Annotated in this window: 19 protein-coding genes; 5 read left to right on the top strand and 14 right to left on the bottom strand. The window is 57.2% G+C overall.

Going from position 1 to position 20,559, the window contains the following annotated elements:
- Nucleotides 1-110 precede the first annotated feature (110 nt).
- Together C4S72_RS23195 and C4S72_RS23200 are read right to left on the bottom strand one after the other, a co-directional pair.
- The gene (locus tag C4S72_RS23195; RefSeq protein ID WP_104005583.1) at nt 111-1,130 is read right to left on the bottom strand and encodes a FecR domain-containing protein; all 1,020 of its coding nucleotides are present in this window, start codon (nt 1,128-1,130) and stop codon (nt 111-113) included.
- Nucleotides 1,117-1,653: a sigma-70 family RNA polymerase sigma factor gene (locus tag C4S72_RS23200; RefSeq protein ID WP_104005584.1), complete on the bottom strand. Its 537-nt coding sequence runs from the start codon at nt 1,651-1,653 to the stop codon at nt 1,117-1,119. Before C4S72_RS23200 ends, C4S72_RS23195 begins: the two co-directional genes overlap by 14 nt.
- A 287-nt stretch (nt 1,654-1,940) precedes the next feature.
- Between C4S72_RS23200 and C4S72_RS23205 the strand changes: the two genes are divergently transcribed.
- On the top strand, nt 1,941-3,527 hold the full coding sequence (locus C4S72_RS23205; protein WP_104005585.1) for an ABC-F family ATPase: 1,587 nt from the start codon (nt 1,941-1,943) through the stop codon (nt 3,525-3,527).
- Nucleotides 3,528-3,567: 40 nt separating this feature from the next.
- On the opposite strand, the gene C4S72_RS23210 is transcribed toward C4S72_RS23205, so the two are convergent.
- The 12 genes from C4S72_RS23210 to C4S72_RS23265 all read right to left on the bottom strand — a co-directional run bounded on the left by C4S72_RS23210 (nt 3,568) and on the right by C4S72_RS23265 (nt 15,796).
- Nucleotides 3,568-4,584, bottom strand: coding sequence for an ABC transporter ATP-binding protein (locus C4S72_RS23210; RefSeq protein ID WP_104005586.1), 1,017 nt, complete (start codon nt 4,582-4,584; stop codon nt 3,568-3,570).
- On the bottom strand, nt 4,581-6,278 hold the full coding sequence (locus C4S72_RS23215; RefSeq protein WP_104005587.1) for an ABC transporter permease: 1,698 nt from the start codon (nt 6,276-6,278) through the stop codon (nt 4,581-4,583). Before C4S72_RS23215 ends, C4S72_RS23210 begins: the two co-directional genes overlap by 4 nt.
- A 21-nt stretch (nt 6,279-6,299) precedes the next feature.
- Nucleotides 6,300-7,259, bottom strand: a complete 960-nt coding sequence (locus tag C4S72_RS23220; RefSeq protein ID WP_104005588.1) for an ABC transporter substrate-binding protein — start codon at nt 7,257-7,259, stop codon at nt 6,300-6,302.
- 181 nt (nt 7,260-7,440) lie between these two features.
- A complete protein-coding gene (locus C4S72_RS23225) occupies nt 7,441-8,133 on the bottom strand; it encodes a P-loop NTPase family protein (protein ID WP_104005589.1) in 693 nt (230 codons plus the stop codon).
- 151 nt (nt 8,134-8,284) lie between these two features.
- Entirely contained in the window at nt 8,285-9,031 is a 747-nt protein-coding gene (locus C4S72_RS23230) for an aspartate/glutamate racemase family protein (RefSeq protein WP_104005590.1), read from the bottom strand.
- A gap of 13 nt (nt 9,032-9,044) precedes the next feature.
- Nucleotides 9,045-10,325, bottom strand: a complete 1,281-nt coding sequence (locus C4S72_RS23235) for a TRAP transporter large permease (protein ID WP_104005591.1) — start codon at nt 10,323-10,325, stop codon at nt 9,045-9,047.
- Nucleotides 10,322-10,861 carry a TRAP transporter small permease gene (locus C4S72_RS23240; RefSeq protein WP_146071933.1) on the bottom strand — a complete coding sequence of 180 codons (540 nt, stop codon included), beginning with the start codon at nt 10,859-10,861 and terminating at the stop codon, nt 10,322-10,324. Before C4S72_RS23240 ends, C4S72_RS23235 begins: the two co-directional genes overlap by 4 nt.
- Nucleotides 10,858-11,853, bottom strand: coding sequence for a TRAP transporter substrate-binding protein (locus tag C4S72_RS23245; RefSeq protein WP_104005593.1), 996 nt, complete (start codon nt 11,851-11,853; stop codon nt 10,858-10,860). Before C4S72_RS23245 ends, C4S72_RS23240 begins: the two co-directional genes overlap by 4 nt.
- 36 nt (nt 11,854-11,889) lie before the next feature.
- Entirely contained in the window at nt 11,890-12,714 is an 825-nt protein-coding gene (locus C4S72_RS23250; RefSeq protein ID WP_104005594.1) for a fumarylacetoacetate hydrolase family protein, read from the bottom strand.
- Nucleotides 12,714-14,165, bottom strand: a complete 1,452-nt coding sequence (hydA, locus tag C4S72_RS23255; protein ID WP_104005595.1) for a dihydropyrimidinase — start codon at nt 14,163-14,165, stop codon at nt 12,714-12,716. The genes C4S72_RS23250 and hydA overlap by 1 nt, the downstream gene beginning before the upstream one ends.
- Nucleotides 14,165-14,917 (bottom strand): maleate cis-trans isomerase family protein, encoded by a 753-nt coding sequence (locus tag C4S72_RS23260; protein ID WP_104005596.1) that lies wholly within the window; start codon nt 14,915-14,917, stop codon nt 14,165-14,167. Before C4S72_RS23260 ends, hydA begins: the two co-directional genes overlap by 1 nt.
- Nucleotides 14,918-15,109: 192 nt before the next feature.
- On the bottom strand, nt 15,110-15,796 hold the full coding sequence (locus C4S72_RS23265; RefSeq protein WP_104005597.1) for a GntR family transcriptional regulator: 687 nt from the start codon (nt 15,794-15,796) through the stop codon (nt 15,110-15,112).
- A 330-nt stretch (nt 15,797-16,126) separates the two neighbouring features.
- Between C4S72_RS23265 and C4S72_RS23270 the strand changes: the two genes are divergently transcribed.
- From C4S72_RS23270 to C4S72_RS23285, 4 genes are read left to right on the top strand one after another with little or no spacing between them, the layout of a single operon-like run.
- Entirely contained in the window at nt 16,127-17,164 is a 1,038-nt protein-coding gene (locus C4S72_RS23270) for a TRAP transporter substrate-binding protein (protein WP_104005598.1), read from the top strand.
- An 18-nt stretch (nt 17,165-17,182) separates the two neighbouring features.
- Nucleotides 17,183-17,773: a TRAP transporter small permease subunit gene (locus C4S72_RS23275; protein WP_104005599.1), complete on the top strand. Its 591-nt coding sequence runs from the start codon at nt 17,183-17,185 to the stop codon at nt 17,771-17,773.
- A complete protein-coding gene (locus C4S72_RS23280) occupies nt 17,773-19,071 on the top strand; it encodes a TRAP transporter large permease (protein WP_104005600.1) in 1,299 nt (432 codons plus the stop codon). The genes C4S72_RS23275 and C4S72_RS23280 overlap by 1 nt, the downstream gene beginning before the upstream one ends.
- Before the next feature lie 32 nt (nt 19,072-19,103).
- Complete coding sequence (locus C4S72_RS23285; RefSeq protein WP_104005601.1) at nt 19,104-20,501, top strand: amidase; 1,398 nt, start codon at nt 19,104-19,106, stop codon at nt 20,499-20,501.
- Nucleotides 20,502-20,559 lie beyond the last annotated feature (58 nt).

A 20,559-nucleotide genomic window follows, 5' to 3' on the forward strand; every position in this document is an offset into this window, starting at 1 on the left:
GTTATACCTTCCTTGGTTGTGCATTTACTCCTAAGAACAACTGAGCGAACTAAACCCGGAACCGCTTTTTTAGTTTTTTAAAATTAATTTCTCTGCTGGTTAGCCTGGCATCAGGGCTTTGTTAGGCCGGGCTGAGACGGTTCGATGCAGACCCACCAGGGCAGGGTACGGTGGATTCGTACCGGCAGAACGGTTGTCAGCATTTGCAGAACACGGTCGCTGTCCTGCACCGGGAACTGGCCATAAACCCTGAGATCGGATACTTCGTCCGCAACGCCGATATGACCCTGTTGGTAGCGGCGTAACTCATCCACCAACTGTTTTAAGGGCATGTTATGTGCGACCAGCACGCCACGGGTCCAGGCGCCGGTGGCATCGGTGGCTACGGCTGCTTCAACGACTTCACGGTTGAAGCTCTGTTGCTGTCCGGCGTTTACGATGCTCTTGATAGAAGAGGTGCCGGGCTGGATCTCCACTGCGCCTTCTATAACGGACAGCAGGATTTTGCTATCGAGTTGGCGAACGTTGAACACTGTTCCGAGAGCACGCAGCCGTCCTTGGGCGGTGTCTACCACCAATGAACGGCCGGGGTCCTTGGCTGTTTCGATAAAGATCTCGCCGCTGAGGAGTTGAATGCGGCGTATGTCGGCATCGTAGTGAATATTGGCGGCGCTATCGGTATTGAGCCAGAGACGGGTGCCGTCATCGAGTATCCACTCTCGCTGCTCGCCAATGGCGGTGCTGCAGTCTGCGCCCCAGGCGCTGATGCTTTCGGTGATCGACTTGCTGATGCTGGCAGGAAGAAGCCCCTGCTTGGATCCCAGTCCGGCTAGTACGCCAAGGGCGACGACGCTTGCCGATGCGGTGAGAACCCGTCGCCTCTGCAGTAGCCGGCTGTTCGCTTCCTGTAACTTGCGGCTGGTTAATCTTGGGTTCGGTGTTTGGCTCAGCGGAGCGAAACGGCCGCAAACCTGCTCTACATAGCTCCAGGCGGTACGGTGCTCTGCAGCGGTATCAAGCCATTGCAGCCAGGCCTCATGTTGCGCAGGCGTGGCGGAATCGTCCCTGAGCTTGGCGTACCAGTAGGCAGCCTGCTCCAGCGCGGCGTTGGAAGGCTCAGTGCTCGGCATAGAGCGGCAATTCCCTGGCCGTGAATCGGGCCTGGAGTTGCAGGCAGATTAGCATCGCCTTGGCCACATGCTTGCGTACCATGCGTCCGGAAATACCCAGCTCTGTGCCTACCGCATCGTCGGTCATCTGACAGACTACGGCCAGCAGGAACGCTTTGGCAGTATTCGGGTGCAGGGCTTGTAGCATAAGACTGATCTCTTCGAGCGCCTCCATCACCGCGGCCTGATGCTCGGCAGATGGATGAAGCTCCTCCGGGCTGGCGGAAAGAGTCTCGAGCCAGGCGCGTTCGATTTCCTGCCTGCGCCAGAGGTTGAGGCATAGGTGCTTGGCTGTCGTGCAAAGATAGCCACGGGCTTGAGCAACGGTGAAAAAGCGTGGCGGAGTGGAGCAGGTCAGCAGTCGAACAAAAGTGTCCTGAGCCAGGTCGGCTGCGGTATCCGAGCATTCCAGCCGTTGTCGCAACCAGGCCCAGAGCCAGCCGTGGTGCTGCTGATAAAAACTACTCAGAGTGGTACTTGGCATTAATTGGTGGCTGGACACGGCGGAACTCCGAGAGAAAACGAATTCCACATAAATATAAATGATTATGATTCGTATTCAAGTAATTCGTTTTGAATCTTCGGCACGGATGTCGCTGAATTCTATGGTGGGTTCTGTCGGCGCAGGCGTAGGGCGCAACTTGTGCTTTTATCGTCAGAGCTTTCGCGGCAAAGTCTGGGGATCTATGGCATACTGTGCACTTTACGACCGGCGTCTCGCTCAGTCGAAGTCGCCGCATCCTCCACTGTATAAAATTTCGGAATTTCCCCTTGCTGACCACTGCCAACATCACCATGCAGTTTGGCGCCAAGCCGCTGTTTGAAAACGTCTCCGTCAAATTTGGCGACGGCAACCGCTATGGCCTTATTGGCGCCAATGGTTGCGGTAAATCCACCTTCATGAAGATCCTCGGCGGTGATCTGGAGCCGAGCAGCGGCAACGTGTCTACCGACCCGAACGAGCGTCTCGGTAAGCTGCGCCAGGATCAGTTCGCCTATGAAGAGTTCAGCGTCATCGACACGGTGATCATGGGCAACGAAGAGCTTTGGGCGATCAAGTCCGAGCGTGACGCCATCTACGCCAAGGCTGAGATGACCGAGGAAGACGGTATCCGCGCCGGTGAACTGGAAGCTGAGTTCGCCGAAATGGATGGTTACACCGCCGACTCGCGTGCGGGCGAGCTGCTGCTGGGTCTGGAGATTCCGGTAGAGCAGCACTACGGCCCGATGAGCGAGATCGCGCCGGGCTGGAAGCTGCGCGTGCTGCTGGCGCAGGCTCTGTTCTCCGATCCCGATATCCTGCTGCTCGACGAGCCTACCAACAACCTGGATATCAACACCATCCGCTGGCTTGAGGGCGTGCTTAACCAGCGCACCTGCACCATGGTAATCATCTCGCACGACCGTCACTTCCTGAACTCGGTCTGCACCCATATGGCGGATATCGATTACGGTGAGCTGCGCGTCTATCCGGGTAACTACGACGAGTACATGACCGCGTCGACCCAGGTACGCGAGAAAATGCTCTCCGATAACGCCAAGAAAAAGGCTCAGATCGCCGATCTGAAAACCTTCGTCAGCCGCTTCTCGGCCAACGCCTCCAAGTCGCGTCAGGCCACCTCCCGTCTGAAGCAGATCGACAAGATCCAGCTGGAAGAGGTAAAGCCCTCCAGCCGTCAGAACCCGTTTATCCGTTTCGAGCAGGCGAAAAAGCTACACCGTACCGCGCTGGAAGTGGAAGGTCTGTCCAAGTCCTTCGACGAGCCGGTGTTTGCAGGTCTGAACCTGAGCGTGGCGGTGGGCGAGCGGATCGCGATCATCGGCCCCAACGGTATCGGTAAGTCCACACTGCTGAAGTGTCTGGTTGGCGATCTGGAGCCGGATGCCGGCACCGTGAAATGGTCTGAAAACTCCGAGCTTGGCTACTACGCCCAGGATCATGCGCATGAGTTTGAAGAGGACAAGAACCTCTACGACTGGATGTCCTACTGGGGCAAAGAGGGCGATGACGAGCAGGTAATCCGCGGCACCCTGGGCCGTCTACTGTTCTCACAGAAAGAGATCGGCAAGTCCGTGAAGGTGATCTCCGGTGGTGAACAGGGCCGTATGATCTTCGGCAAGTTGATCCTGCAGGAGCCCAACATCATGCTGCTCGACGAGCCCACCAACCACCTGGATATGGAATCGATCGAGTCGCTCAACCTGGCGCTGGAAAACTACCCCGGCACGCTGCTGTTTGTCAGCCACGACCGGGAGTTCGTCTCCTCACTGGCGACCCGCATCATCGAGCTCAAGCCCGACGGTATCGTCGATTTCCACGGTGATTACGACGACTACCTGAAAAGCCAGGAAAACTGATCAGCACAGCGGGAACCGCTGCCCGCTGTTTTCGCCTCGGCTATCGGGGGTAACTAAGCAGCGTTTCCCGCGCTACGTTGATCCGCACCGGCTGGCCTGCCGACAGCAGGCGGTCGGTGAACAGCTTCACCGGGTGGCCAGCAACCACTGCCACCACCTCGTAACGGTCATCGATATAGAGGCTGCTGAGTACGGTGGCTTCTATTCCCTCATCCTTCCCTTGATCCATCTTGGCAGTATTATCTGCCAGGCGCAGCGCGCTGCGCGGAATCATCACTTCGGCTTTTGCATCCGACAGCTCCGGTAATACCCGCGCCGGCAGGATATTTCCGGCATCGAGAAATCGAGCCGCCCAGGAGTCCACCGGTGCGCGGAACAGCTCTTCCGGCCGTCCATACTGGTGGCAGACGCCATCCTTCATCAGTGCGATGCGATCCGATAATAGTTGAGCCTCACGTCGGTCGTGGGTGACGTTAACGCAGGTCTGGCCGAACTGTTGCGCCAGTTGACGGATCTCCTGGCCCAGCTCTTCGCGCAGGTTGGCGTCCAGGTTAGAGAGGGGTTCATCAAACAGAATCAGCGTTGGCCGAGCGGCCAGTGCACGGGCGATGGAAACACGCTGCTTCTGCCCACCGGAAAGCTGCTCTGGCAACTTGGCCGCGTGCTCGGTCAGGCGCACGGCGCTGAGCACTTCGGCAATGCGGCTATCTATTTCGTGACGTGGCAGCTTGAGCATTTTCAGCGGGAACGCGATGTTCTTCGCCACGCTCATATGGGGCCAGAGTCCGTAGTCCTGAAACACAAAACCGAGGCGACGCTGCTGCGGCGGCAGAATTATCCCCTTGGCGCAGTCGACAAACTCCCGGTCACCGGCGCGGATTAAGCCGCTGTCCGGCGTTTCCAGCCCGGCGATGATGCGCAGCAGCGTGGTTTTGCCGCAGCCGGAAGGGCCGAGCAGCGTCATGATGCTGCCGGTTTCCACGTCCAGTGTAATATCGCGCAGAATCTGGCTGTTGCCGAAGCTCTTTGAGACCTGGCGGATGGTGAGTTGGCTCATCGGATCTTGGCTCCCGGCAGGCGCTGGCCCAGCAGGATAATCGACCCCGAGACCAGAATAGTGACCAGGCTCATCGCCATACCGGCGTTGATCGAGCCCTGGTCGAATTGATGGAAAACGTAGGTGGCCACGGTCTGCACACCGGGCGGTGCTAGCATCAGCGAACTGACCAGCTCACGGGTGGAGATCGCGAAGACGATAAAGCCCGCCGCCAGCGCCACCGGTGCCAGCAGCGGTGCCAGTATGCGCAGGATTACCCGTGCTTCGCTGGCGCCAGAAATATAGGCCGCATCGTCCAGCGACTGGGGCAGCTGTTTCAGCGCGGCGCTGAGCATACGGATAGGGTAGGGCAGCGTCAGGCAGATGTAGGCCACCAGCAGAATCGCCGAACTGTTATAGGGCGTGACCGGCCAGAACGGCTGGTTCCAGGTCAGGATCAGCCCCACGGCGATCGCCATGCCCGGAATTGCATTGGGCAGGATCGACAGGAAATCGAGCAGTGCCGTGCCGCGGGTACGCAGCCGCACCACCGTGAACGCGACAAGGATAGCGATCAGCACACTGCAGAGAGCGGCAGCCAGCGCCAGGCCAAAGCTGGTGCTGATTGCGCCCCAGGCTTCGCTGTCCAGGTCGAACAGGCCGCTGAGGTGCTTGAGGCTCATGTTGGCCAGGGTAAGACCGCCGGACAGGGTGTCCAGCAATGAGCTTGCGGTAATGGTTAGCAATGGCAGCATGACCGCCAGAAAAAAGGCGCTGCCGAATAGCAGCAGGTCGATAAGGCGCTGCCTGCCGGTGCGCTCTGTCCCGGCGGCATCGACCTGCTGGTTATCGATGGCGGCGCTGAAGCGGTTGGCCAGACGCTGATGCAGACGATAGGCGGCAAAGGCGATCAGGATCAGGATGATCGACAGCACCGATGCGCCCGGCAGGTCGATGGGCCAGTCCGATAGCTTTTCGTGGATCGAGGTGACGATCACGCGAAAGCCGAAGCGGCTGCCGAGGATCTCAGGCGTGCCGAACTCCTCAATGGTGAGTACAAATACGATCAGCCCGCTGGAGAGCAGTGTAGGCAGCACCATCGGCAGATGGATACGGGTAAAAATCTGCAGTGTAGAGCCACCAAAGACCCGCCCCACATCGCCGTAGCGGCGACCGATCACTGCGAACGCCTTGGACGTGGCCAAATAGATCATCGGGAACAGGTGCAGCGCCATCACCGTGACGATGCCGGGAAAGGAGTAGAGAAAACTGGCCAGGTTGAACCCCAGCAGTTGCTCGCTGAAGCCGTTTACCTGCAGCAGCTGCATCCAGGAAAGAGCGCCGATATAGGGCGGGATCAGAAACGGCAGCATCAGCAGCGCATCCCAGATGCGTCCGCTGCTCTCTGGCAGCTGCGCCCTGCGGTAAGCCAGCGGCAGAGCAATTGCCGCCGATAACAGGGTGACGCTGAGGGATAGCGATAGGGAGTTCAGGGTGGCGCCGATCAGGTGCGGGTTCGCCAGATTTGGCAGCAGCACGCTGAACGGCTCAGCCAGCGACCATTCGTTGATATGCGGGAAGAGTGCATACAGCAGAATCGCCAGCACCGGCAGGCCCACCAGTGTCAGCATAATCAGGGCGGCGAGCCCGAGCAGCAGCGGTCGGATCGACCGCGTCTGCCCGGAGCTTCGCGCCGGCAAAGCTACAGCTGTCATCGTTGTATCGCTCTGGCTGGTTTATTTCGCAGCCATGATTTCGGCGAATTTGCTCTGGGTCTCGGCAGCCTGGGCGGCGGCTTCTCCGGCATCGAAGTCGATGATTTTCAGGTCGTTCCAGCCCGGGCGTTTGGCCTGGATATCGGTGCGTGCCGGCAGGATGTACTGCTCAGCCACCAGCTGCTGTCCCTCGTCGGAGAGCAGGTAATCGACGAACTGCTTGGCTGCATCCTGGTGCTGGGATGACTTCATGATCATGACCGGACGCGGTGCCAGAACGGTGCCCTCGCTGGGGTAAACCACTTCAATGTTTTCGCCTTTCTGCTTGGCGTCGATGACGATGTAATCCACGGCTCCGAAGACCACGCTCTTGGCACCCTGAAGAACCGGGTTTAAAGCGGCCTTGTTGGCGCCCGGCACCAGCACGTCGTTGGCGGCAAGCTGGTCGAACAGGTTCCACGCTTTATCGGCATCCAGGGTGACCAAGCCCTGCACCAGCGTCAGCGCTGAGCCGGATTTGGCCGGGTCCGGCATGGTCACCTGATCGCGATACTCGGGCAGTGCCAGGTCGGCCCAGTGCTGAGGAGTCGGCACGCCTGATTTCGGGTTATAGGCGATGGCCAGTGCGGCGGCGCCCTGGGCCACGTAGCTGGAGGTTTTCAGCGACGCCGGTACGTTGGCCGCATTGGGAGAGGTGTACGCCAGCAGATCGCCTTCCTGATCCAGAGTGATGGCGTGGCCCCAGGAGGCGGAGATCATCACATCGGCATGGGGGTTGGATTTTTCCGCCTGGTAGCGCGCCATGATCTTGCCGGCGGTGGACTGAAACATCTCCACATCGATACCGGATTTTGCCTTGAAGCCCTTGGCCAGTTGATCGGACAGCGGCTTGGGGCCGGCACTGTAAACAACGAGGGTTTCGGCAAAAGCGGGAACGGAAAGGGTAAGTCCGATCACAAGACCGGCAACTAGCTGTTTCATCTGCGGCTCCATGCATGTTCAGTTCGATAGGCGAACGTTGCTAACGGGTTAATCGAACCATCATAGAACTGACATATGACCGAAAAGTGACCGCTTCGGCGGCTGGGTCTGGTGAAAGGCGTGGGGCGATGCCACCCGGCGTGGGCCGGGTGGCGGCAGGCTTGCTGTCTTTGAAGCAGATTTACTGGCCAGCGAGCAGATTTTCGAGCTGGCTGTAGTTGTTCTTCAGCCATACCCGCATACGCTGACGCTCAGCGATGTTCATCATGTCACGGTTGTTGGCGGCGGCCCAGAAACTGGCGTTGGCGAAGTCCACCTTATGGGTCAGTTTGGCGTGCAGTTTGCCCAGTTCGAAAAGGCTGGCGCCGCGTGACTTGGCGCTCTGGTAAGCGTCGGAGTCATGCAGCTGGCTGAAGTCGTTGCCGCGGCCAAAGTTCTGTACCAGAACAAACTTCAGTTCCGGCTGTGGGTAGCGCGCCAGCGATTTGCCCAGCAGGTCGATGGAGTCGGCGCCATCGTCCATTACATGCCAGAGAAACACCTCGTAGCCGAGCTCGTCGAGCAGCCCGAAGACGTCGGTTTCATCGATCCATTCGCCGAGGCGTGTGGAGGTCTGCGCCGCCAGATCGATGATCAGATCGTGATCCGGCTTGGACTCGCAGGCTTCGAGAATGCCGTCCAGGCTGTCATCTTCGCCAACGATGACGGGCGAGGCGAACTCGCCATAGAAACGAGAAAAGGTGCCGTGGGAGGCATCGGAGTCAAAACCGAGGAACGGAAGTTCGCGGTCGATGTAGTACTGAGCTAACAAACGGGAGGTCATCGATTTGCCGACGCCGCCTTTTTCACCGCCGATGAAATGTACCTTACTCATGAGCTTTCCCTGTTATGGAGCCAGTGGAGAATATGCTTGAATGCTAATACCTCTCTGATCATACCTCACTCCTGTGTCGAAACGGTGGCGGTTATGAGCCACAACAGGGAATCAAGTGACTAAAGATTAGGCGCTTGAGTTATTCGGCAGTCTAACAGGCGCGGCCGATAAGAGCGGCCAGCGCGGGAGTCAGCCCCTGATGCCCTTTCTCCGGTGGTGGCGCATAGCTACCGGCACTGCGCGTCTGGCTGCCTGCCAGTACCTGCATCTGTGCCTGGCGTACGGCGCAGCTGACACCATCGAGTACCGGAACCGGGATCTGGTCCGCCAGGCTACGTGCCAGACCTGCCAGCGGGGCACCAGCCATGATCAGACAGTCTGCACCATCCTTGTCTATCGCATCCTGAGCCAGGGCGAGCAGCCGTGCGCCCTGATCTTCCTGCACACGGCCGATATCGGCGAGTGGATCACTCAGAGAACGGATGCTGGCGAGGCGTTGGCCGAAGCCATGCTGCTCTGCGGTTTCCCGGTACCAACTCTTGATCCGGTTGGAAATAGCGATAATTGAGCAACGTCCGCCATAGAGCGACGCGCTGGCGAGGGCAGCTTCGGTCATGCCGATGACCGGGCAGGGTAGCATCTCGCGTATAGCTTCGAGGCCGGGGTCGCCAAAAGCGGCAATCACTACACCGTCATAATCCGCGTAGTGCTCGGCGGCGAGCTGCATGGCGGCGAAGCCACCAATCAGCGCTTCAGCCCGGGTTTCTATATAGGCGACACCGAAGGGCGCTGTTATGACATCTACCTCGGTGCCAGGTAGTAAACAGCGCTCTGATTCAGAGCGGATCAGCTCACTGACAGAGGTGGAGATATTGGGGTTGATTACGAGTAGTTTCATCGCGTTTTAAACCTTAATAGCCGAGCGCCTTTGGCAGTGCCGTGACAATGTCAGGGAAGATCAGGCACAGTGCCAGGACGAAGTACTGGAACAGGATAAAAGGCCAGGCGCTGCGGATCAGCGTTTGCAGACTGACACCGGATACGCCGCACATCACGAAAAGCAGAACGCCCACCGGCGGCGTCATCATGCCGATGACCAGGTTGAATACGAACAGGAATCCAAACAGTAGCGGATCGATGCCGTAAGCTGCCGCCACGGGAGCGAGCAGAGGGACCAGCATGATGTAGGCAGCGTTGGATTCGATAAACATCCCGACAACCAGCAGCAGTCCCATCACCAGCAGGATGAAAATCGTTGGGTCGTCAGTCAGTTGTTGTATCCAGCTGGAAAGCCGCATCGGCACCAGGTCGATAGTGAAGGCAAAGGTAAGCGTTGATGCAAACGCAATCAGCGCACCAACCATCGCAGCGGTAATAGCCGCGTGGAACATCGCCGTTGGCAGGTCAGACAATTTGAGTTCACGGGTGACGAAAAAGCCCATCACCAGCGCGTAAACCACTGCGATCCCCGCACCTTCTGTGGCGGTGAATGCGCCGGCGACGATTCCGCCTACCACGATAACCGGCATCAGAAGAATCGGTAGCGCACGCACAGTCTGACCAGCGATCTGTTTCAGGTCGAGTGAGTGCTCGCTCAGCGGGTAGCGTCTGCGCCAGGCGATCAGGCTGGCCAGTGCCATAAAGCCCAGTGTCAGTATCAGGCCTGGAACTACGCCTGCCATGAATAGGCCGCCCACCGACACGGTGGAGCCGGCCATCAACGCGTAGACGATCATGGCGTTGCTTGGCGGGATGATTGCACCGAGATTGGCTGCGGAGGCGATGACGGCGCAGCTATAGCCCGAATCGTACTGTTTACGCATGGAGGGTACTAATGTGCTGCCCAGAGCGCTGGCGCTGGCGGCGGCTGCACCGCTGACCGCAGCGAGAATCATACCCGCGACAATGGCAACGTGGGCCAGGCCGCCATGGACGCGGCCGATCAGCGAGTTGGAGAAGTCCACCAGGCGCTGGAGTATGCCTGCGGCCACCATCAACTCGCCAGCGAGCATGAACAGCGGGATTGCCATCAGCGGGAAGTTGTCGATAGCGTGCATCATGCGCTGCGGCATAATCGCCAGGTTCATATCGCCGACCCAAAGCCCGGCCAGGGAGGAGAGACCGAGCGCAAAGGCCAGTGGCATGCCAAGCAGCGCGAGGACAAGAAAGCTCAGAAGAATGGTAAGTGTCATGGCACATCCTCGGGTTCCGGCATGCTGTCTTCAAGCAGCATAACTAGCAGATGCAGTGATGAGTGAACGGCACAGATCAACACCGGGATGTAGAAGACAGCAGCTGTGATGTCGATGGTGGGCATCAGCTCCTGCCACTTGTCAGTGATGGCGCCAAATGAGAACCAGCTCAGCGCGAGCATCAGCACCAGGCTCAGCAGGGTGGTGAAACGCCAGCACCAGAGCCTGAGTGTTCTTGGCATTACAGTGACGAGGGCGTCGATGCCTACGTGAACGCCCCGGGCGATGCCCTGGGGTAGCGCGAGAAATATGGTCCAGACGAAAAACAGCCTGGAGAGTTCTGCCGCTGAATCGATCGAAGAGGACAGAACGTAGCGCATAAATACCTGAACGGATACGAGTAGTGCCATCAGTCCAAAGGCTACCGCGATGGACAGGTATGATGCCCGGTCGATATGTTCCAGTAGTCGCTTCAGTGTTTTCATCGGTAGTGGAGCGCGGGCGTAAGCCCGGCTCCCCTTTGTTGTGGCCGTCACTTGGCCAGTTCCGCTTCAACCTGATCGATGATCTCGGTGCCGAGTTTTTCTCGCAGTGTGTCCTTGATGCCGCTGGTGCGTGCACGCAGCTCGTCACGGGTTTCGTCAGAGATAGGTGTGAACACCATGCCTGCGTCGATCAGAGCCTGGCGTGCCTGCTTATCTTCAGCGGCTGCCTGCTCGCGCTGCCAGGATACGGCTTTTGCCAAAGCGGATTTCACGGCTGCCTGTTTTTCAGCGCTCAGCGAATCGAAGTTATCCTTGTTTGCCAGAACTACGATGAAATCGTAGAAGTGTTTGGAGTCGGAGAGGTACTTCTGTACCTCGTTGAAGCGTTTGGTCTCGATGATGCTGTACGGGTTTTCCTGGCCATCGAGCACGCCCTGCTGAAGCGCGCCGTAAAGCTCTTTTACATCCATGGATACAGGGTTAGCACCTAGCGCACGGAAGGTGGCCAGGTGAGTTTCGTTTGGCTGGAGACGAATTTTCAGGCCATCAAGATCATCAGCGCTTTCGATCGGGCGTTCATTGTTGGTGATATTGCGAAAGCCCAGTTCCATATAACCGAGTGCGGTGAATCCTTTCTTGGCGAGCAGTTCGTTAAACGTGTCACCAACAGGTCCATCGATTAGCTTGAATGCCTGCTCGCGGCTGTCGAATGCAAACGGCAGGCTGACTGCTTCAAGCTCAGGAACGATACGCGAGACGTAGGCGATACCGATCCAGGTGCCGAAAATGGCGCCGGAACGCACCTGGTCCACGTTTTCCTGCGCGCCACCTAGCTGCATCGCTGGGAAAAGCGCAGCATCCACATCCACATCGGCTTTTTCCAGTTCGGCTTTGAATATCTCCATGGCCCGGCTGCTTGAATGATCCGCAGCAAAATTACCGCCCAGGCGCAGGGTTTCTGCCTGGCTCAGAGCCGGAAATGTCATGCCTGCGCACAACAGTGCCATGGAACAACCTTTCAGGATGGTCTGTTTGATCAGCATGGAATTTACTCCTTCCAGTAAATTTAGAGAGGGTTGTTATTTGCTTTGTTTGAAAGCACCCAGAAAGCGCACGGCGGTGGCGTCCTCTGCAGCTGAATCCAGGGTTGCATCGAAACTGTCGAAGCCCTCCAGGGCTACCCGGAAATGATCGCCGGGTGCTAGCAGGTGCATGCCCGCCCAGGTGCCGGTTGCGATGACCGTTCCCTCAGATAGTGGCGCGTCATAGAGAGCCGCACTGAGGTTGGCGAGCCACGGCAGTGCTGCCAAAGGATGGTCCTGAGGGTGGGAGAGCAGACCCTCACTGATGAGGGTGTCGTTGATACTGATGGTTGGTGAAATCTGTTTCAGTTCATCCCGCCAGCCGGATAGCGGCGTGCCTGTAAGCAGGAAACCGCGACTCATCTGCTGATCCGCAAGACGATAGGTCGGCGGCAGCTCCTGCCAGTTCTCCGCGCGCAGATCGCACACCTCGATAGCCAGGTAGACCTCGGCAACCGCCGCACAGGCATCCTCCAATGTGCAGCCAGGCTCCAACGGCTGTCCCAGGCGCACAGCCAGTTCAACCTCCAGTGCAGTGAAGTTGCAGGCATCATCGCTGAATAGCTGAACAGGGATGTCTGCTGGCACCTGCCTTACCAGCGAAATTGGTACGCCTGCTCCAGTTGAGCCGCCCTTGGGACCTCCCAGTTTCCAGAACTTGGGTCCCTCTGCGTCGAACCAGCCGAGGGCTTTCCCGACTTGCTGCTGAATACTGTAGGCTTCGGGAAAGTCTTTAGGGGCAAGCTCTTTAGCCTGCTCTGCACTCAGGCTTGGGCCCGTGGTCCAGGCTTGGCTCAAAAGATCGATCAATGGGGTGGTCATTAGTTGCTCTCCCTGATGAAAGGCGAGTGGGTGACCTTGGGGCGTGCGGGCTCGGGTCGTTCGCAGGGCAGAAATTCGCCCATCCCTTCATGGCCGAGATATTGCCCATCCTTCCAGAGACTTCGGCCGCGACTAAGCGTGATGGCGGGCCAGGCATTCAGGTGGATACCTTCATAGGGTGTGTAATCCACATTGTGATGAAGGTCGTCATTGCGGATAACCCTGTGGGTGTCGGTGTCCCAGATCACAAGATCCGCATCGGCGCCAACGGCGATGGAGCCCTTGCGCGGATACATCCCGTACATCTTGGCCACGCTGGTGGAGGTCAGGGATACGAACTGTTGAATACTGATCCGTCCAGTCAGCACGCCATGGGAGAAAAGCAGAGGCATGCGGGTTTCGACGCCTGGGATACCGTTGGCGACCTTGTCGAAACTGGGCTGGTCGCCCTCCGCCTGTTTCCCCTTGGGGTCGGCAAAGCGGAACGGGGCATGGTCGGACGAGAAAACATCGAAGGTGCCAGATTCCAGCGCATTCCAGATCACCTGCTGGTTACCTTTGTCACGCGGCGGCGGACTGCAGATGCATTTGGTGCCTTCGTAATCGTCATCGCCGCCCAGATCTTCAGCGCTGAGGAAAAGGTATTGCGGGCAGGTCTCTCCGTAGATCCGAAGACCTTTGCTTTGTGCCCACTGGATCTGCTCAACAGCCTCGCGTCCTGATACATGCACGATCAGAATCGGAACATCGACCAGCTCGGCAAAACTGATAGCGCGATGTGTCGCTTCGCGCTCCACCAGCATCGGCCGTGACTCCGCATGGTACTTGGGTGCGGTATGGCCTGCCTTTAGAAGGCGCTCTGTCATCCAGGCGATGCAGTCGGCGTTTTCTGCGTGAACCATCACCATGGCGCCTTCGTTTCTGGCGACGGCAAGCACATCGATAAACTCCCGGTCAGAGAGCTTCAGGTCGTCATAGGTCATATAGATCTTGAACGATGTGTAGCCCTTTGAAATCAACTCCGGCAGCTCGTTACTCAGTACCTCTTCCGTAGGGTCGCTGATGATCATATGAAAGGAGTAATCGATGCATGCTTTCTGGCCGGCACGGCGATGGTAATCGGCAACCGCGTCCTTGAGGCTCTGACCGCGCTGTTGCAGGGCGAAGGGGATTACCGTTGTCGTGCCGCCACAAACCGCCGAGCGTGTTCCGCTGAGAAAATCGTCGGCCATCTCTGTGCCGTCGTTGGTCGGCTGGTCGAAGTGGCAGTGTCCATCTACGCCACCGGGGGTGACCCAGGCTCCAGCCGCGTCAATCTCTTCCTTACCTGCCGGCAGCGATTTACCGAGTGCTTCGATGACGCCGTTACGGATGCCGATATCGGATTCAAAGGTATCTGCAGCGGTGGCGCAGCGAGCGTTGCGGATCACCAGGTCGAAAGTCTGGCTCATCACTTCGCCTCCTGGAAAAAGCGTCCCCAGCCCTGGATCTGGCTGCTGTCAAAACCGGTTTCGCGGAGCATTTTCCAAAGCACTGTTGAGGTTGTATCGATGACCGGGATGCCCAGGTGCTGCTCCCACTCGTCTGCCAGCTGTGCGGAACGTAGATTGGTGCAGTAGAGAAGAATGGCTTGAGGCGATGTCTTCGCCACCTCGGTGACGCACTCTGTAAGTGTTGCCGCATCTACTTCAGAAAAACTGAAGTTGTCGCTGATATCCAGGTGGCGCTCGGCCACACATTCGATCCCGATCTCTTGGTAGTTGGCGATGATTTTTTGCTGTACGTCGTCGGTATACGGCGATACCAGTGCGATTCGCTTGATTCCGAGACGGTTCAAAACCTCGTTCAAGGCCAGAATAGATGAGGTGGCCTTGATGCCGGTGGCTTCCTCTATTGCGGCGCATAGATGGATGTCTTGCTCGAAGCCAAGCCAGCCTGCAGCGGTTCCACTCCAGCCGATCATATTCACTTTAGCGTCGGCCAGTAGCTGAGCCGCGTTGATGATCGGTTCCAGGTCGAATTGACTCAGTCCCAGCTCGTCCAGTGTGATCTTAGTAACCCGGAAACGGGAGAAGTGCGCACTGACGCCCTTTGCCTGATCCAGGAGCGCACTGGTGAGTGGCTCCAGCGCAGTGTTTGAAGAGGGGGTCAGCACGCCCAAGAGTGTGCGTGAGTCAGGTTGGTTTGAAGCTGTTGACGACATAATAGTCCACTCATTCTGTTCCAGACTGATAAGACATTAGTCTGGATTATTATAAGTTGCATACTTCATTGTAAGAAATATTGTATGCAATTTGCTAAGCAGATAGCGTGCCAGCTTGAGTGGATTTGATTGTGAAGAGGGGGAGGTAAGGGCAAAGATAGAGGCACTTTGCCCTCGAAGAGAGAAAGGACCTCAGCCTAAAACCATATCCCAATCGACCTGGTCATCATCGAATCCGCCATCCAGGTTAAGCGCATTTTCGATGTGGGTGAGGTGATGCAGCATCAGTTCTACTCCCTTGGCGTCATCACCAGCTTCGATGGCGGCGACGATTTTGTCGTGTTCATCCTCTGGGCATGCGGGAGTCTGAGGCACATCGTAGAGAGCAATGACCAAACAGGTCAGGGGGCAGAGTTCTGCCATCATCTTCTCTATGTAGCGGTTGCCGCAGATGCTAGCCAGCAGCAAATGAAAGTCGCCCGATAGACGTATGATTGTGCGTCGGTTAGAGGCGGCGCGAGCGTCCTTTTCGGCTTTGAGGTGCTCTTTTAACTGTTTGATATCACTCTTTTTAGCCTGAGAAATCACCCCGCGAATAATTTCTGGTTCCAGTATTCGCCGCAGTGCGAACACCTCCCGCGCTTCCTGCACAGTGGGGCTGGCGATGAAGGCGCCCCGGTTGGGCAGCAAACGCACCAGACCACTCTCAGCCAGCATGGTCAGTGCCTGGCGGATCTTGGTGCGGGAAACTTTAAACGCCTCAGCCATGCGTGACTCAGAGAGTTTGCTGCCGGGGGCTATGCGATGCTCCATGACAGCATTGGTAATGGTTTCGGCGATTTTCTCTGCCTGCATTTTGTTGGAGTCATCAGCTGTCATGCTGTTCACCTGTCTGTATACGTAAAAGCATAAATGAATTGTGTACAGTGAATTATATACATTTCCTGTAATCCTCGAAGAGCAGTTTTGTGTGCAAAATAAGTGCATTTTTTATATTAGTGCACTCGAATAGGGCCTGTATCGCGCTCTGAAACGCCTCCTGGTTAAATTGCTAGCACTTTTTTTAGCTAAATCCCTTGAAGTTAATATGCTTTTTTTAAGTTGGCATGCTTACTGCCTTGTGTTTTTTATTGTTGCCAAAATTGTATGCAATATTCAAATCTACCTCGAGATAACACCCGACCAACTGACTCGTTATGAGGATGAAACATGAAAGCTGTGAAGATGATCGCCGCCGGCGCAGTTGCCGCCACGCTTGCAGGTAATGTGTTAGCTGAAAATATGCAGTGGAAAGCATTGGGACAGCCGGTGGCCACTGGCCTGATTCAGAGCCAAAAAGAGCAGCCGTTCTTCGAAAACTTCGCTGAACGCACTGGTCTGCCGATCGATGTTGACTACAAGCCGGTGGACACCACCGGTATCAAGGACACAGAAGAGCTGCGCATGCTCAAGTCCGGCCTGTTCGATATCGTTTCAATCCGTGTTTCACAAAATTCGCGTGACGAGCCGGCACTGCTTGGTCTCGACCTGGTTGGCCTGAATACGCAATATGACAAGGGTGCCAAGGTTGCAGAGGCTTACACGCCGGTACTTGATGCGCAGCTTCAGAAGCGCTTCAACACCAAGCTGCTGGGTGTATGGCCCTTCGGCCCGCAGATTCTTTTCTGCAACGCTCCTGTAGACAGCTTTGCTGGCATTAAAGGTCTGAAGGTGCGTGTCTACGATCAGAGCCTCGCTAATTTCGTCGAGTCTGTCGGCGCGACTCCGGTGCCGATCAGCTTCCCCGATGTGCACCAGGCGCTGTCTACCGGGGTGATCGACTGTGCTATTACCGGCCCCAGCTCTGCCAACTCGGCTGGCTGGCCTGAAGTGGCAACACATCAGGTTCCGTTAGGCATGGGCATCGCGATGAATGGCTATGGCATCTCGCTGAAAGCCTGGAACTCGCTGGATACCGATCAGCAGGAAAAACTGCAGGCGGCCTTTGATGAGTTGGGTGCTGAGATCTGGGATTACTCTGAATCGCTCTACGATGATGCGCTTAGCTGCAATACCGGTGGTGAATGCAAAACCGGCAAGCCGTTCGACCTGGTCAATGTCGATCCCACCGCGAATGACATGACGCTGGTGAATGAGGCGCTGATCAATATTTCGCTGCCGGCCTGGGCGGAAATATGCGATGCCTCAACCAAAGGTTGCTCCGACAACTGGAAGTCCAGTGTCGGTCCGATTATCGGCCTGAACTAAAAGCACCCGGAGGTCAGTATGTCTGCACGTATCGAAACTCTGCTGGCTACGATCTTCGGGGCGATATTTATCGCCCTGTCGCTACTCGTAACGGTAGAAGTAGTGGCTCGGAAGTTCTTTGGCATTGCGCTGGAGGGATCGTTCGAGCTGGGAGGTTACGCCCTTGCTGTGGGGTCTACATTGGCTTTCACTCTGGCGCTGTTTGGGCGTAACCATATCCGTATAGACATACTGCATGACCGCCTTCCGGCGGCCATTCGTGCGATGTTGAATCTGATGTCGTTGCTGCTGATGGCCGCATTCGCCGGCTTGCTGGGTTATCTGTCGGTAGCGGTGATCGCCGATACACTCGATTACCGTTCGACCGCCCAGACCTCCTGGGCCACTCCACTTATATATCCGCAGAGCGCCTGGTTGGCAGGTCAGATGATCTTCATGCTGGTGAGCTTCGCGCTGCTTTGCAAAGGTGTCTGGCTGCTGGTGCGCGGGCGAGTTGGGCAGATAGACGACGAGTTTCACCCCAAGAGTATCAAGCAGGAGCTTGAGGAAGAGCTCGATAATATGACTGAACGTTCTGTAATGCCTGAGCGTCGTGAGGAGGTGGCCTGATGTCCGTCACCTATGTGTTGATCGCCTTTGTGGCGATGCTGGGGATGATGCTGATCGGCATGCCGATAGCCGTCTCCATGGCAGTGATCGGTATCCTTGGCGGAGTGCTGGCCTACGGCGCTCCATTTATGGATTCGATCTCCCCTGTGGTTTGGGGCGTGCAGAACAATTTTCTGCTGACCTCGATTCCACTGTTTATTTTACTCGGCGAGCTGCTGCTGCGTGCCGGTATCGCCGATGGTATGTACCGAGCGTTTTCCGCCTGGCTTTCGCGCCTGCCCGGTGGTCTGTTGCACTCAAATATCGGTACCTGTGCACTATTTGCTGCCACTTCCGGTTCATCAGTGGCGACAGCAGCGACTGTCGGTACGGTGGCGCTGCCTTCTCTGAAAAGTCGCGGCTACCGCATGAGCACTTCGCTGGGGTCGCTGGCGGCGGGCGGTGCGCTGGGCATACTGATTCCGCCGAGTGTGAACCTTATTGTCTACGGCTCGCTGACCAATACCTCCATCGGACAGTTGTTCGTTGGCGGTATCCTGCCCGGCATTATTCTGACCTTACTGTTCATGCTGTTCATCGCGGTGAGTAGCTCGCTGATTAAAGAGGACCGCCCTCAGGAAGAGGTCGTCAGCTGGGCTGAACGCTGGCGCCTGTCGCTAGACCTGATTCCGCCGCTGGTGGTGTTTGCAGTCGTTATGGGCAGCATTTACTCGGGCTTAGCCACGGCAACAGAGTCGGCGGCACTTGGTGTGGTAGCTGCGCTGATCTTTGCCGCAATGAAAAAGCGTCTGACCTGGTCTGTACTGCAGGTCTGTTTTGTCCAGACGGCGAGGGTGTCCGGCATGATCCTGTTGATCATTACCGCCGCGTTTATTCTCAACCTGACTATCAGTCTCACCGGCGTGGCTGAAGAGATGTCCGAGTGGATCACCTCGCTGGGGCTGACGCCAACCGGATTCCTGCTGGCGCTGGTGATCTTCTATGTGGTGCTCGGCATGTTTATGGACGTTCTGTCGATGCAGGTTGCCACCATTCCGATCACCTACCCGATGGCGGTGGCTCTGGGTATCGATCCGATATGGTTCGGTATCTTCGTGGTGATGATGTGTGAGATGGGGCTGATTACACCGCCCGTGGGGATGAACCTGTTTGTGGTGCAGGGTATACGCCCTGATAACGGAAGCATATCCGATGCAATGTGGGGAGCGCTGCCTTTTGCACTGCTGATGCTGGTATTCACACTGGTGCTGATTACGCTACCTGGCATCGTCACCTGGTTGCCCGGCTTGATGCACTAAATGGCGTTGCAAGGCCGATGGAGTAAATCGATATGAACACGCCACTTTGGCAACTGAGCGCTACGGCGCTCGTAGAAGGGTTTAAGGCGAGAAGCTGGACTCCGGTGGAGGCACTTGAGTCGGTGCTGGCGCGATTGGATGTGGTTAACCCGCAGTTGAATGCGGTTGTGGCACTGGCGCCCGACGCTCGCGCGAGTGCGGAGGAGGCGACCGAACGGTATCGGCAGGGAGTGCCGCTGAGCGATATTGACGGAGTCCCGGTCAGCATCAAGGACAACCTGATGTTGAAGGGGCTGCCCTGTGTCTGGGGTACCCGGGCGCTGGCCGGGAATATAGCCGACCATGACGAGCGTCCCGTCGCGCGTTTGAGGGAGCAGGGCGCGGTCCTTTTCGCCAAAACCAACGTGCCCGAGTTTACCCTGGAGGGCTATACCGGAAATCCCGTTTATGGCGTTACGCGTAACCCTTGGGATCTGGTGACCACACCGGGCGGCTCCAGTGGAGGGGCAGTAGCCGCGGTAGCCGCAGGCATCGGCCCGCTTGCGCTGTGTACCGATGGCGGTGGCTCCATACGCCGCCCTGCCGCACATTCCCATCTGTTTGGCTTCAAACCCGCCATTGGTGCTATCGAACGCGGCGAAGGTCTGCCGCAGCTTTTGCTAGATATGGAGGTGGTCGGCCCGGTAGCGCGTTGTTCCGAGGATATTGAGCTGCTCTACCGTGCGCTGACTAAAACGAGTGCACCGGTCGAAAAAGCGCCTGTCGTGAGGCGGGTGCTCAGCGTTGAGCAACTGGGTGCTCATACACCTGTCGATCCTCAGATCCGTGCAGCAATGGAAAAAGGGAAGGCGTTGCTGCGTGAGCAGGGGCTGACGATAGTTCCGGGGCCGTTACCTATAGACCTTGAGGCGTTGAACCACTGCTGGAGTCAGATCGGCGAAATCGGGTTGGCCCAGTTGGCAGAAAAATATCCCCAATGGATTGAACAGGCCTCTGAACCCTACCGAGCCATGGCTGAACGCGGGGCGCGTGCAACGGCAGTTCAACTCTGGCAGATCCTCGATCTGCTCAATGAGCTGCGCGAGCAGATGGCCAGTATATTTACGCAGTGGGATGCGATATTAACCCCGACTATTGCCGCTCCCGCCTGGACGGCCGAGCAGCGCTATCCGGAAACAATTGATGGTCAATCGGTGGGTCCCAGGGGGCATGCGGTGTTCACTGGTTGGGTCAATGCTGTTGGCAGTGCATCGATCAACCTGCCGTTGCCGGTCAGCTATCTGGCTCCGCGAGCGGGGATGCAGCTGGTTGCCCCCCTGGGTAGAGAGGATGGACTGTTTTCGGTGGCGAAGCGGTACCAGGCGCAGATCGATCCACCTACTGAGTTTGAGGGCCTGTGGTTGCGGATTGGTGAGGCTGCTGCGTCGTGACATAATAACCGTCTTTCTTTCGGTTAATTCATGGCACTCTCGCCATTCTTGCTGGGCA

Source organism: Marinobacterium lutimaris, from assembly GCF_900108065.1.
Classification (GTDB): Bacteria; Pseudomonadota; Gammaproteobacteria; order Pseudomonadales; family Balneatricaceae; genus Marinobacterium_D; species Marinobacterium_D lutimaris.